Source organism: Actinorugispora endophytica, from assembly GCF_004363075.1.
Lineage (GTDB): Bacteria > Actinomycetota > Actinomycetes > Streptosporangiales > Streptosporangiaceae > Actinorugispora > Actinorugispora endophytica.
Genome location: NZ_SNYN01000011.1, coordinates 26123 through 39247, shown reverse-complemented (window position 1 = coordinate 39247; position 13125 = coordinate 26123). Strand labels below are relative to the sequence as shown.

At 71.8% G+C, this 13125-nt stretch carries 11 protein-coding genes; 9 read left to right on the top strand and 2 right to left on the bottom strand.

Going from position 1 to position 13125, the window contains the following annotated elements:
- Genes tsaD through EV190_RS14505 form a run of 3 tightly spaced genes read left to right on the top strand, consistent with a single transcriptional unit; the run spans nucleotide 1 to nucleotide 1712 of the window.
- Nucleotides 1-1041 (top strand): tRNA (adenosine(37)-N6)-threonylcarbamoyltransferase complex transferase subunit TsaD, encoded by a 1041-nt coding sequence (gene tsaD, locus EV190_RS14515; RefSeq protein WP_133742097.1) that lies wholly within the window; start codon nucleotides 1-3, stop codon nucleotides 1039-1041.
- Between the two features lie 54 nt (nucleotides 1042-1095).
- The gene (locus EV190_RS14510; protein ID WP_133742096.1) at nucleotides 1096-1368 is read left to right on the top strand and encodes a BrnT family toxin; all 273 of its coding nucleotides are present in this window, start codon (nucleotides 1096-1098) and stop codon (nucleotides 1366-1368) included.
- A 2-nt stretch (nucleotides 1369-1370) separates the two neighbouring features.
- Nucleotides 1371-1712: a hypothetical protein gene (locus EV190_RS14505; protein WP_133742095.1), complete on the top strand. Its 342-nt coding sequence runs from the start codon at nucleotides 1371-1373 to the stop codon at nucleotides 1710-1712.
- A gap of 106 nt (nucleotides 1713-1818) precedes the next feature.
- Here the strand turns inward: EV190_RS14505 and EV190_RS14500 are convergent, their stop codons facing one another.
- Together EV190_RS14500 and EV190_RS14495 are read right to left on the bottom strand one after the other, a co-directional pair.
- Nucleotides 1819-4101 carry an apolipoprotein A1/A4/E domain-containing protein gene (locus tag EV190_RS14500; RefSeq protein WP_133742094.1) on the bottom strand — a complete coding sequence of 761 codons (2283 nt, stop codon included), beginning with the start codon at nucleotides 4099-4101 and terminating at the stop codon, nucleotides 1819-1821.
- Nucleotides 4102-4501: 400 nt separating this feature from the next.
- Nucleotides 4502-5788, bottom strand: coding sequence for a class I SAM-dependent methyltransferase (locus tag EV190_RS14495; protein WP_133742093.1), 1287 nt, complete (start codon nucleotides 5786-5788; stop codon nucleotides 4502-4504).
- 193 nt (nucleotides 5789-5981) lie between these two features.
- On the opposite strand from EV190_RS14495, the gene groES reads away from it, so the two are divergent.
- The 6 genes from groES to EV190_RS14465 all read left to right on the top strand — a co-directional run bounded on the left by groES (nucleotide 5982) and on the right by EV190_RS14465 (nucleotide 13035).
- Nucleotides 5982-6293, top strand: a complete 312-nt coding sequence (gene groES / locus EV190_RS14490; RefSeq protein WP_133742092.1) for a co-chaperone GroES — start codon at nucleotides 5982-5984, stop codon at nucleotides 6291-6293.
- Between the two features lie 205 nt (nucleotides 6294-6498).
- Nucleotides 6499-8118: a chaperonin GroEL gene (gene groL, locus EV190_RS14485; protein ID WP_133742091.1), complete on the top strand. Its 1620-nt coding sequence runs from the start codon at nucleotides 6499-6501 to the stop codon at nucleotides 8116-8118.
- A 167-nt stretch (nucleotides 8119-8285) separates the two neighbouring features.
- Nucleotides 8286-8909 carry a sigma-70 family RNA polymerase sigma factor gene (locus tag EV190_RS14480; RefSeq protein ID WP_133742090.1) on the top strand — a complete coding sequence of 208 codons (624 nt, stop codon included), beginning with the start codon at nucleotides 8286-8288 and terminating at the stop codon, nucleotides 8907-8909.
- A 218-nt stretch (nucleotides 8910-9127) separates the two neighbouring features.
- Nucleotides 9128-10630 carry an IMP dehydrogenase gene (gene guaB / locus EV190_RS14475; protein ID WP_133742089.1) on the top strand — a complete coding sequence of 501 codons (1503 nt, stop codon included), beginning with the start codon at nucleotides 9128-9130 and terminating at the stop codon, nucleotides 10628-10630.
- Nucleotides 10631-10862: 232 nt separating this feature from the next.
- A complete protein-coding gene (locus tag EV190_RS14470) occupies nucleotides 10863-11975 on the top strand; it encodes a GuaB3 family IMP dehydrogenase-related protein (RefSeq protein WP_133742088.1) in 1113 nt (370 codons plus the stop codon).
- A 187-nt stretch (nucleotides 11976-12162) separates the two neighbouring features.
- Complete coding sequence (locus EV190_RS14465; RefSeq protein WP_243742581.1) at nucleotides 12163-13035, top strand: lytic transglycosylase domain-containing protein; 873 nt, start codon at nucleotides 12163-12165, stop codon at nucleotides 13033-13035.
- The last annotated feature ends 90 nt before the right edge of the window (nucleotides 13036-13125 follow it).

Below are 13125 nucleotides of genomic sequence, written 5' to 3'. Positions count from 1 at the left end.
ATGAGCAACAGTGCACTGCCCCTGATCATGGGGATCGAGAGCTCCTGCGACGAGACCGGGGTCGCGTTCGTGCGCGGCTGCGAACTCCTGGCCGACGAGGTGGCCTCCAGCGTCGACGAGCACGCCCGGTTCGGCGGGGTGGTTCCCGAGGTCGCCAGCCGCGCGCACCTGGAGGCGATGACGCCCACCGTGCGCCGGGCCGCCGAGCGCGCCGGGGTGCGGCTGTCGGACGTCGACGCGATCGCCGTCACCGCGGGCCCCGGCCTGGCGGGCGCGCTGCTCGTGGGCGTCTCCGCCGCCAAGGCGTACGCCCTGGCCTTGGACAAGCCGCTGTACGGCGTCAACCACCTGGTCGGGCACGTGGCCGTGGACCAGCTGGAGCACGGCCCTCTGCCCAAGCCGGTGGTGGCCCTGCTGGTGTCCGGCGGGCACACGTCGCTGCTGCTGGTCCGGGACCTGGCGACCGACGTCCGGCTGCTCGGCGAGACGGTGGACGACGCGGCGGGCGAGGCGTACGACAAGGTCGCGCGGCTGCTCTCGCTGCCCTACCCGGGCGGCCCGCCGATCGACCGCGCGGCGCGCGACGGCGATCCCCGGGCGATCCGCTTCCCGCGCGGCAAGTGGGGCGACGGCAGCTACGACTTCTCCTTCTCGGGCCTCAAGACCGCGGTCGCCCGCTGGGTCGAGGACGCCGAGCACGCGGGCCGGGCCGTCCCGGTCCCCGACGTGGCGGCGGCCTTCCAGGAGGCCGTCGCGGACGTGCTGACCAGGAAGGCCGTGGACGCCTGCCGCGAGCACGGCGTGCGGCACCTGGTGATCAGCGGCGGCGTGGCGGCCAACTCGCGCCTGCGACGCCTCGCCGAGCAGCGCTGCGCCGCCGCGGGAGTCGAGGTGCGCGTCCCCCGGCCCCGCCTGTGCACCGACAACGGCGCGATGATCGCGGCCCTGGGCGCCGAGGTCGTGGCCGCGGGCCTGCCCCCGTCCCCCCTCGACCTGGCCACCGACACCTCCCTGCCGGTGGGCAGCGTGATGGCGGGCTGACATCGGGGCCGCCCCCACCCGACGAAAGTATTACTTTGTAATACGTTCACATGTGTGGGCTTTGTGATCTATTGGAGCGATAGAAGTGTGGCGCACATCGCTCGCCATGGCGTCGACCCGAATGAGGTTGAGGAGGCTGTCGAATCCCCTTACTGGACGACCCCGGGCCGTGGTGAGACGGTGGTTCTGCTCGGACGTACCCATGCTGGCCGTTACCTGACGGTGATCATGGCAGATTCCGTAGTGGAACCCGATGCTTACTACGTCGCGACAGCCCGCGACATGACTCCCTCGGAGAGGCGGACCTTCAACCGAAAGGTGGAGTGATCATGGACTCGAAGAAATTGGACGAGATCGCCGAATATTACGACACCCACGACATCAGCGAAGAAATCGAGAACGCGGAACTGGAGCGGCATGACCCGGTTCCCGCGGACGAGGTCATGATCGTCTCCTCCATTCGGCTGGCTAAGCCGACAATGGACCGAGTGCGCGAAGTGGCCGCTGAACTGGGTGTGAAGCCTACTGCGTTGATGCGTACCTGGATTGAGGACCGGTTGGCCTCCGGAGAGGCCCTGACACCGACGGCTCCGGTAATGGCCGCGTGGTCCAAGGTCGTGCACGAGGCGGTTCGGGAAGAGCTGCGAGAGGCCGGACTCCGCGTTTCCTGACGGTTCTCTGGAGTTCTGGTCCGGAGAAGGTCCCTGACAACGGCGAAGGGGGCCGCCCCGCTGACGCGGAGCGGCCCCCTTCCCGTGTCCGGACGGGGCGCGGCGGCTAGTCGTCGTCCTCGTCGTCGGCGAAGGCGCGGCGCTTCTTCTTGCCGTCGCTGCCCGGGCGGAGCAGGGCCTCGGCCAGGGCGAGCATGGTCTCCTCCAGCGCGGCCAGGCGCTTGGTGATGTCGTCGTGCGACGTCTCCACGGCCTCGCTGACGGTCTCCTCGAACTCGTGCCGGTCCGGGCGGGCGCGGAGCTCGCCCAGCAGCGGGTCGAGGGCGTCGCCGAGCTTGCGGTCGAGCGCGTCGAAGCGGTCGCCGTGGTCGATGACCGGACGCTCCACCAGCTCGGAGAGGCGGCGGTGCACCTCGCCGACCTCCAGGGAGACGGGCAGCTGGCCGAGGCGCTGGTTGACGGCCTCCAACCGGTCGTCGATCGCCTCCAGGCGGCCGTCCACGCCGTCGAACTGGCCGTGCACGCCCTCGAACTTGCCCTCGACGCCGGTGACCCGGCCGTCGATGCCGTCCAGGCGGCCGTTCAGCCCGTCGAGCCTGCCCTCGACCCCGTCGAAGCTGCCCTCGAAGTGGCCCTCGAAGGTGTCGAAGCGGTCGCTGAGGCGGCCCAGGCCGTGCTCGAACCTGCCGGTCAGCGAGTCGTGCTGAGCCTCCAGCCTGCCGGTGACGGCGGTCAGGTGCCCCTCGAACCGGCTCGCCAGCTCGCGCTCCTGCTGGTCGAGGCGGTCCTGGACGGCCTCGCGGTGCTCGGAGAGCTGCTCGGCCAGGGCGTCGTGCCGCTCGCCGACGCGGACGCCGAGCGCCTGGACGCTCTCGTCGACGGCGGCGCGCAGCTCGCCGAGCCGGGCCTCGGACCTCTCCTCCAGCGCCGAGACCTCCAGCCGGGTCTCGGTGAGGGAGGTGGAGACCTCGGTGATGGCGGTGGTGGCCGCGGTGTGGTTCTCGGCGGCCGCGGCGCGCAGGCCCTCGGCGGTCTCGGTGAGGGTGGTGGAGAGTTCGGTGATGGCGGTGGTGGCCGCGGTGTGGTTCTCGGCGGCCGCGGCGCGCAGGCCCTCGGCGGTCTCGGCCAGGGCGGAGACCAGGGTCTCGTGCTGCTCCTCGTCGCGCTCGCGCAGCTCCGCGTGCTGGGTGTCCAGCTGCTCGGACAGCTCCGAGCGGTGCTTGCGCAGCTGCTCGCGCATCTCGCCGAGCCGCTCCTCGGTGGCGGCGGCCAGCTTGACGACCGCGCTGTTGGCGTCGGCCACCGCGGCCGTGGCCTCGGCGTGGTTCTCGTCGGCCTGCGTGGTCAGGAACTCCACGCTCTGGGCGATCTTGCCGCTCAGGGCGGTGTGCTGCTCGTCCAGCTTGGCGTCGACGGCGCCGCGCTGCTCCTCGACCGCGCGGGCGAGCGCGGCCCGGTGCTCGTCGGCCCGGCCCAGCGCCGCCGCGTGCTGCTCGTCGAGCCGCCGCTCCAGCGACTCGCGCTGCTCGGCGACCGCCCGGCCGAGGGTCTCGCCGCCCTCGGCGACGACCCGCTCCAGCTCCTGGCGGCCCTCGGTGAGCGAGGAGGAGAGGCTCTCGTGGCGCTCGGCGAGTGAGGAGGAGAGGCTCTCGTGGCGCTCGGCGAGCGAGGCCGAGAGGGCTTCGTGGCGCTCCTCCAGGCGGCCCGCCAGCTCGTCCACGCGGTTCGACAGCGAGTCGTGCCCCTCGTCGACCTTGGTGACCAGGGCCTCGTGCTCGGCCGCGGCCAGTTCGCGGTCGGTGTCGTGCCGCCGCTCCAGGCGCTCGCCGACGGACTCGACGGCGTTCTCCATCGTCGCGGCCCGGGTGCTCAGCGACTCGAGGGCCTCGTCGATCCGGTGGAAGCGCGACTCGACGCTGCCCGCCAGGGTCTCCAACCGCTCGCCGAGGGCGTCCACCTGGCTCGCGGCGCGCGCGGCGGTGTCGCCGAGGCCCGTGAGCCGGTTCAGCGCGGTCTCCAGGTTCCCCGAGACCCCGGTGACGTCCGAGCGCAGCGCGGACATCTCGGCCAGCGGCTTGACCCGCGCCCCGACCTGCTCGATGTGCTCGGCGAGCGTCTCGGCCCACTCAGGGGGGCGGGCGGAGAGCTCGTCGACCCGGGCCTGGACCGCGACGATGGCCTCGGCCAGGGCGGACAGCTCACGCTCGCGGAACTCGCGCAGCAGCCACTCCATGCCTTCGAGGCGCTGGCGCATCTCCTCGGTGATCGCGCCCTGGGATTTCTGCTCCGAGACGTGGTCCTGGGCCGCTCGCGAGAGCAGATCCCGCATCCGGTCAGAGATCCCGGCCTGACCTCCCCCGTTGAGGAAGTTGTGGTTGGTCTGTTCCACCGAGGTGCTCCTTTGGTGTGGCGCCCCCCGATCCGGCGATCTCGGATGGGGGTTCTCGTCAGAGTCTGGCAAGGCCCGTGGTCGGTGAGAAGAGGGAGAAAGTCCTCGAACATCACGATCGGAGATCCTATGCCTACCGTACGTATGCGCGGAGATCATGCCCGAAGCCCTGGACAGCCGTCGTTCCGTTGGCCGGAGGTGCGGGATACCGGACGAAACCCACGGGTTCAGGGAGATCAGGGGGATAAAGGCTCAGCTCGGCCAGTCTAACGACACGACGGCATCCGTCCCCAGGGGACGGGGAAAGATCCGTGTTTCCGTTATCCGCCGTGACGCGTGGTTGCTCCCTCCCGGCGCCCCGGGAGCCTTCGGGGCGCCGGTGGCTCCCGGAGCGCGCGGGTCACCCGCCTGAAGGCCCGTCCGCGGCGCTGACCTCGTCACACAGCAGGCAGAAGGGGCGGTCCCCGATGCGGGTGAGGACGACCACGACCGCTTCGGGGCCGCTCGGCCGCAGGTCCCGGCGCAGCTTGTCCACGTCCACCGCGGAACCGCGTTTCTTAATCGTTACCCTTCCCGCCCGGCGCTCCCGCAGGGCAGCCCTGAGCCGCTTCAGCGAGAAGGGCATCACCTCCGTCACCTCGTACGCCCGGCACAGCGGGGTCCGCACCAGGGAGTCGGAGGTGATGTAGGCGATCGCCGGGTCGATCAGCGCGCCGTCGACGGCGTCCGCGGCCTCGGCCACCAGGTGCGAGCGGATCACCGCGCCGTCGGGTTCGTACAGGTAGCGCAGCGGCGCCGACACCGGTGGCGCGCCCAGCCCCCGTCCGGCCAGCGTCGTGACCTCGGGCCCGGGGGCGCCGGTCCGGGTCCGGATGAGGGTGGCCCGCCGCGCCGGCCCCGGGGCGGCGGACTCGTCGGAGAGCGCGCCGAACCACAGCGCCGCCTCCTTGACCTCCCAGTCCACCGAGATCCACTCGGTGCTCGCGTCGTCGGGGATCAGCTCGTGGGGGATGCCGGGCGCGGCCTTGACGCACGCGGCCGGGGCGCTCCGGGCCAGCCCCAGGACCGTGTCCCATGAGGGGGAGTAGGCGCGCGGGTCGAAGATCCGGCCGCGTCGGCCGCGCCGCGCCGGGTCGCAGAACACCGCTGAGTAGTCGCCCGGCCGGGTCGAGGCGACGTCTCCCTCGCGTACCCGCGCCAGGGCGGACAGGCCCGCCGCCTCGATGTTCGCCCCGGCCACCGCGACGGTGAGCGGGTCCAGGTCCACGCCCTCGACGGCCAGCCCCGCGCCGGCCAGCGCGATCAGGTCCGCGCCGATCCCGCAGCACAGGTCGCCGACCGGCGCGGCGGAGTCGGGGGCCACGCGCTCGGCGAGGCGCCGCGCCCGGTGCGTCGCGACCGGTGAGCGGGTCGCCTGCTCCAGGCCGTCGGGGGTGAAGAAGAGGCGGTCGGCGAGCGGGCCGAACTTCTCCCGGGCCCTGCGGCGCAGCCGGGCCTGGGTCAGAGCCGCGTTGACCAGGTCGGCGGCGGTCTCCGCGGGGAGTCCCGCCAGGGCGGGGTCGCGGCGCAGCCGGGTGGCGGCCTTCAGCGGGTCCGCGTCGGCCTCGGCGGCGTCCAGCCCTTCGAGCAGGCGGCGTCCCACCGGTGTGAGCAACTCCTGAAACCCCGTGATTCGCCTGTTCGTCACCCTTGCGTTCCCCCGTGACCTGTTGTTTGACGACCTGGATGCACGCGACTACTGTTCCGTATTGGCACTCTCAAGGGTAGAGTGCTAACCGCGACGAGGCCGGTCTGGCACCCGCGACGACAGGCCGCCGTGGTCGCCCCTTTTGCAAGCATGCCGTTTTACCACCAGCGATTCTGAAGGGGGAGGTCACACCGTGTCGACCGCCACCAAGACTGTGCTCAAGCCGCTTGAGGACCGTGTCGTCGTTCAGCCGCTCGAGGCCGAGCAGACCACCGCGTCCGGCCTGGTCATCCCGGACACCGCCAAGGAGAAGCCCCAGGAGGGCAAGGTCCTGGCCGTGGGCCCGGGTCGCTGGGACGACGAGGGTGACAAGCGCATCCCGCTGGACGTCAAGGAGGGCGACGTCGTCCTCTACAGCAAGTACGGCGGCACCGAGGTCAAGTACAACGGCGAGGAGTACCTCGTCCTCTCCGCCCGCGACCTGCTCGCGATCGTCCAGAAGTAGGACCCCGCGCGGGTAGGGCCGCGGCTCGGGCCGCGAGCCGGACAGTCCCTGTCCGCGTCGGCTCCGAGCCTCGGGACGTCCTTCCGAGCAAGGCTTGACTGCGCGCGGGCGGGTTCACCCGCCCGCGCGTTTTCCGTGTCACGGGGAAACGCTCCGGCGGGCGCGACACGCCCGCCGCACCTGATCTTGAGGAACCGAGGAACCTATGCCGAAGATCCTGGAATTCGAGGACGACGCGCGGCGCTCGCTCGAGCGCGGTGTCGACCGCCTCGCCAACGCGGTCAAGGTCACGCTGGGCCCGCGCGGCCGCAACGTGGTCATCGACAAGAAGTTCGGCGCTCCGACCATCACCAACGACGGTGTGACCGTCGCGCGTGAGGTCGAGCTGGACGACCCCTACGAGAACCTGGGCGCCCAGCTCGTCAAGGAGGTCGCCACCAAGACCAACGACGCCGCCGGCGACGGCACCACCACCGCCACCGTGCTCGCCCAGGCGCTGGTCCGCGAGGGGCTGCGCAGCGTCGCCGCGGGCGCCTCCCCGATCTCCCTGAAGAAGGGCATCGACGCCGCCGCGCGCGCCGTCTCCGAGACCCTGGTCGCCCAGGCCCGCGAGGTCGGCGAGCGCGCGGACATCGCCTACGTGGCGACCAACTCCGCGCAGGACCAGCAGATCGGCGACCTGATCGCCGAGGCCTTCGACAAGGTCGGCAAGGACGGTGTCATCACCGTCGAGGAGTCCCAGACCTTCGGGATGGACCTGGAGTTCACCGAGGGCCTGCAGTTCGACAAGGGCTATGTCTCGCCCTACTTCGTCACCGACGGCGACCGCCAGGAGGCGGTGCTGGAGGACGCCCTGATCCTGATCAACCAGGGCAAGATCTCCAGCCTCAACGAGCTGCTGCCGCTGCTGGAGAAGGTCGTCCAGACCAAGAAGCCGCTGCTCATCATCGCCGAGGACATCGAGGGCGACGCGCTGGGCGCGCTCGTGCTCAACAAGATCCGCGGCGCGCTCAACGTCGCCGCGGTCAAGGCCCCCGGTTTCGGCGAGCGCCGCAAGGCCATGCTCCAGGACATCGCGGTCCTCACCGGCGGCCAGGTCATCGCCGAGGAGGTCGGCCTGACCCTGGACAACGCCGAGCTGGACGTGCTGGGCACCGCCCGCCGCGTCACCGTCACCAAGGACGCCACGACCATCGTGGACGGCGCCGGCGAGCAGGCCGAGGTCCAGGAGCGCGTCAGCCAGATCCGCAAGGAGATCGAGGCCAGCGACTCCGACTGGGACCGCGAGAAGCTCCAGGAGCGCCTGGCCAAGCTGGCCGGCGGCGTCAGCGTGCTGCGGGTCGGCGCGGCCACCGAGGTCGAGCTCAAGGAGAAGAAGCACCGCCTCGAGGACGCCATCTCGGCGACCCGCGCGGCCGTGGAGGAGGGGATCATCGCCGGTGGCGGCGCCTCCCTCGTGCACGCCGCCAAGTCCCTGGAGGGCGACCTCGACCTGACCGGCGACGAGGCCACCGGTGTGGGCATCGTGCGCCGCGCCCTGGTCGAGCCGGCCCGCTGGATCGCGGTCAACGCCGGGGCCGAGGGCTACGTCATCACCTCCAAGATCGCCGAGATGGAGCCCGGCCAGGGCTACAACGCGGCGACCGGCGAGTACGGCGACCTGGCCGCCCAGGGCATCATCGACCCGGTCAAGGTCACCCGCTCGGCCGTGCAGAACGCCGCGTCCATCGCCGGCATGCTGCTGACCACCGAGGTGCTGGTCGTGGACAAGCCCGAGGAGTCGGACGAGGCCGGCGGCCACGGCGGCCACGGCCACGGCCACTGAGAACGGCGTCGACCCGCCTACGGGGGTGAGTCGAGATCACTACCACGCGTGTCCCGGGCGAACACCCGGGACACGCGTGGCTCCGGGCGAGAATAATCCCGAATGTGACCATTCTGTTGCCCGGAATCGTGACGTGTGAGTCTGCGCCAGTGGGCATCATTCGATACGTGACGGATCTACGCGTCGCGGGGGGCACGCTCGCGCAGAGACCTGCCGCCCGGACGAGGGCGGACGACACCGAACTCGACCACCTGACCCTGCTGGCGGCCCAGGGGGACGACGGCGCGATGGACTCGCTGATCCGCGAGGTCCGTCCCATGGTGGTCCGCTACTGCCGGGCCAGGCTGGCCCGGGTCTCCGGCTACGTCCACTACTCCGACGACGTCGCCCAGGAGGTCTGCATCGCCCTGCTCACCGCGCTCCCGCGCTACCAGGACAGGGGCAGGCCGTTCGCCTCCTTCGTGTTCGGGATCGCGGCGCACAAGGTCGCCGACGCCCTGCGCGGCTCCACCCGCGCGGACGTGCCCACCGACTCGGTGCCCGACCGGCCGGACGAGGCGCCCGGCCCCGAGGAGTCCGCGGTGCGCACCGTCGAGGCCGAGCGGGCCAGGGCCCTGCTGGGCGAACTTCCAGAGCAGCAGCGGAGGCTGCTCGCGATGCGTGTGATTGCGGGTCTTACTGCCGATGAGACGGGACATGTCCTGGGGATGTCGCCCGGAGCGGTTCGGGTCGCCCAGCACCGAGCTCTGGCTCGGCTTCGGCAGGTGGCCGTGGCGAACCGCCTCTTCTGACCGGGGCTGCCCGCTCCCGGTCGCCCCGGGGCCCCGCTGCCCGTCCCGCGAACCCTCCCCGCTGCGCTGCGGACCGCCCCGCCGGGCCGCGGACCGCCGCTGCGCGCTGTTCCCGCGCCCGGGGTTGTGAGCCTCCCGACCCCGGGTTTCGTCCGCGCGCGGTGGAGGGCGCGCCCTAGGATGAACAGGGCAAGCTGCCGCGCGGTTGGAAGGTTGTCATGTCACTCACACCATCAGGGAGCCAAGGGGACTTCGAGAAGGTGCTCGCACCCGGGCTGACCTACGACGACGTTCTGCTGGTGCCCGCCTACTCCGACCTGCAGCCCGGTGAGGCGAACACCGGTACCCGCCTCTCGCGCAACATCACGCTGCGCATCCCGCTGATCTCCGCGGCGATGGACACCGTGACCGAGTCCAGGATGGCCGTGGCCATGGCACGCCAGGGCGGTGTCGGCGTCCTGCACCGCAACCTCTCGATCGAGGACCAGGCCGCCCAGGTGGACCTGGTCAAGCGCTCCGAGGCGGGGATGATCACCAACCCCGTGACGTGCGGCCCCGACGACACCCTCGCCGACGTCGAGGAGCTCAGCGCCCACTACCGGATCTCCGGCGCGCCGGTGACCGACGCGGACGGCCGCCTCGTCGGCATCGTCACCAACCGGGACATGCGTTTCGAGGACGACCGCAGCCGCCTCGTCCGCGACGTCATGACACCGATGCCGCTGGTCACCGCGCCCGTGGGGGTCTCCCGCGACGACGCGTTCCAGCTGCTGCGTGACAACAAGATCGAGAAACTGCCGCTGGTCGACGGGCAGGGACGGCTGCGCGGCCTGATCACGGTCAAGGACTTCACCAAGAGCGAGCAGTTCCCCGACGCCACCAAGGACGCCAAGGGGCGCCTCGTCGTGGGCGCCGCGGTCGGCGTCGGCCCCGACTCCGAGCGGCGCGCCCACGCCCTGGTCGAGTCCGGCGCGGACTTCATCGTGGTGGACACCGCGCACGGGCACTCCACCGGCGTCCTGGAGATGGTCGCCAAGCTCAAGGCCAACACCGGGGCCGACATCATCGCGGGCAACATCGCCACCCGCGCGGCGGCCCAGGCCCTCGTCGACGCCGGGGCCGACGCGGTCAAGGTGGGCGTGGGGCCGGGGTCCATCTGCACCACCCGGGTGGTCGCGGGTGTGGGAGCCCCCCAGGTCACGGCGGTGCTGGAGGCCTCCAAGGCGGCCGGACCCGCGGGCATCCCGGTCATCGCGGACGGCGGCCTGCAGTACTCCGGGGACATCGCCAAGGCGATCGTCGCGGGCGCGAGCACGGTGATGCTCGGCAGCCTGCTGGCCGGTGTCGAGGAGAGCCCCGGCGAGCTGATCTTCATCAACGGCAAGCAGTTCAAGTCCTACCGGGGCATGGGCTCGCTGGGCGCGATGCGCGGCCGCTCCTACTCCAAGGACCGCTACTCCCAGGCCGACGTGGCCACCGAGGAGAAGCTCATCCCCGAGGGCATCGAGGGCCAGGTCCCGTACCGCGGTCCGCTCTCGGCGGTGTCGCACCAGCTCGTCGGAGGGCTGCGCCAGTCCATGTGGTACTCGGGCGCGCGTACCGTGGAGGAGCTGCGCGAACGGGGCCAGCTGATGCAGATCACCTCCGCGGGCCTCAAGGAGAGCCACCCGCACGACATCCAGATGACGGTCGAGGCGCCGAACTACCAGGCGCGCCGCTAGCCTCTTTTCTCGCTGATCTTGACCTTTCCGGGGTCTCGGAAACGGTTGAGACCCCGGAAGGCCGAGATCAACGGGGAAACCGCGACCGGTGCGGCGCGGAGGGCGGGCGTCCGGCGGTGGCCGTGGTGACGGGGCGGGGCCGCCCGTTTCCGCTGCTCGGCGGTAAGCTCGCGGCGGTGGTTGTCGCCGGTGGGACGCATCGGTGTTACGGATCGAAGAGGGGATCAGAGCGTTGGCTCAGGTTGAGATCGGGCTGGGCAAGGCCGGGCGGCGGGCTTACGAGCTCGACGAGATCGGGATCGTGCCCGCCCGGCGCACCCGCGACCCCGAAGAGGTCTCCATCGCGTGGCAGATCGACGCCTACCGGTTCGAGACGCCGTTGATGGTGAGTCCCATGGACAGCGTGGTCTCGCCGAAGACCGCCGTCGCGGTCGGTGAGCTCGGTGGTCTGGGCGTCCTCGACCTGGAGGGGCTCTGGACCCGGTACGAGGACCCCGAGCCGCTGCTGGCCGAGATCCGCGAACTCGACGACGCCGCGGCCACCAAGCGCCTCCAGGACATCTACGCCGCGCCGATCAAGGAGGAGCTGATCGGGCTGCGCATCGAGGAGATCCGCCGGGCGGGTGTCACCACGGCCGCGCGGCTCTCCCCGCAGCGCACCGCGCAGTACCACAAGGCCGTCATCGACGCGGGCGTCGACATCTTCGTCATCCGCGGCACGACGGTCTCGGCCGAGCACGTCTCGGGCCGGGCCGAACCGCTCAACCTCAAGCAGTTCATCTACGACCTCGACGTCCCGGTCGTCGTGGGCGGCTGCGCCACCTACACGGCGGCCCTGCACCTGATGCGCACCGGCGCGGCGGGCGTGCTCGTCGGCTTCGGCGGCGGATCCGGCCACACCACCCGCAGCGTGCTGGGCGTCGCGGTGCCGATGGCCAGCGCGGTCGGCGACGTCGCGGCGGCCCGCCGCGACTACCTGGACGAGTCCGGAGGCCGGTACGTCCACGTCATCGCGGACGGCGGCATGACGCACAGCGGCGACATCGCCAAGGCCCTGGCCTGCGGCGCGGACGCCGTCATGGTCGGCTCCCCCCTGGCCCGCGCCGCCGAGGCGCCCGGGGGCGGCTACCACTGGGGCAGCGAGGCGCACCACAACGAGCTGCCGCGGGGCGAGCGCGTCAACGTCGGGACCATCGGCACCCTGCAGGCGATCCTGCAGGGGCCGTCCTCCAGCAGCGACGGGTCGATGAACCTGATGGGCGCGTTGCGCCGCACCATGGCGACCTCCGGCTACACCGAGCTCAAGGAGTTCCAGCGGGTCGAGGTCGTGGTGGCTCCGCACTGACCCGGCCGCCCGGACGCTCGGCGCCCGCCCGTCCGCCCCCAGGGGCGGCGGGCGGGCGCCGCCGTTTCCGGGTGGGTGCCGCGGAGCGCGTGCCACACCGGGGTTCCGAGCCTGTTCAGGACCGCGACGGTCGAGTAGTTTTCTTCTGATGGCCTCATCCACATCGAGACCGGCGAATGAGGTGGCGGTGACCGGAGTGCGCCCTGGTGACGGAACGGATCGGAATATCCCCGACGAGCACCGGGCGCGGACCGCGTCTCCGAGGAGGCCGCTGCTCCTGGCGGGGGCCGCGCTGGTGGCCGTACTGGGCGCGACCGGCGGAATTCTCGGCGCGGTGCGGGTCGCCACGGAGGCGGCGACACCGCCCGGGCTGCCGCCGGGGCCGGGAGAGCGGGGCGGGGCCGTCGACACGGTGCCCGGCACCGCGGCCGGCGCCGACGGGCGTTCCCCGCTCGCCGACGTCCACCGGTCCCCCTCCGCGCGCTCGACGGCCGGCGGGGAGACCGTCAGCCCCGAGTGGCTGGACCGCGTCTCGGACGACACCGGGATACCGCGCCGCGCCCTCCAGGGGTACGCGGGGGCGCAGCTGCGGCTCATGGAGGAGCAGCCCGGCTGCCGGGTCTCCTGGCCGACGCTCGCCGCGATCGGCGAGGTCGAGTCCAGTCACGGCACCCACGCGGGCGGCGAGATCGCCGACGACGGGACCACCACGGTCAGGGTGCTCGGCATCCCGCTCGACGGGACCCGCGGAACCGCCGCCATCCCCGACAGCGACGGCGGCCGCCTCGACGGCGACACCGAGTGGGACCGGGCGGTCGGCCCCATGCAGTTCATCCCCGAGACCTGGGCGATCTGGGGGACGGCCGCCGACGGCGGGGACGCGGACCCCCACGACATCGACGACGCCGCGCTCACCGCCGCCCGCTACCTGTGCGCGGACGGCCGCGTACTGACCACCTCCGACGGATGGTGGGCGGGAATCCTCTCCTACAACCGGTCGGAGGAGTACGGGAACGACGTCCTGGACGTCGCCGGCGACTACGTCGGGGCCCTGGACTGACCCGTTTCGCCGACAGGCCGGGAGTATCGGGGCGTGTGCGGCGGTCCATGCCGAATCCGCCGTTATAGCCTGATGAATCGGGTACGGAAC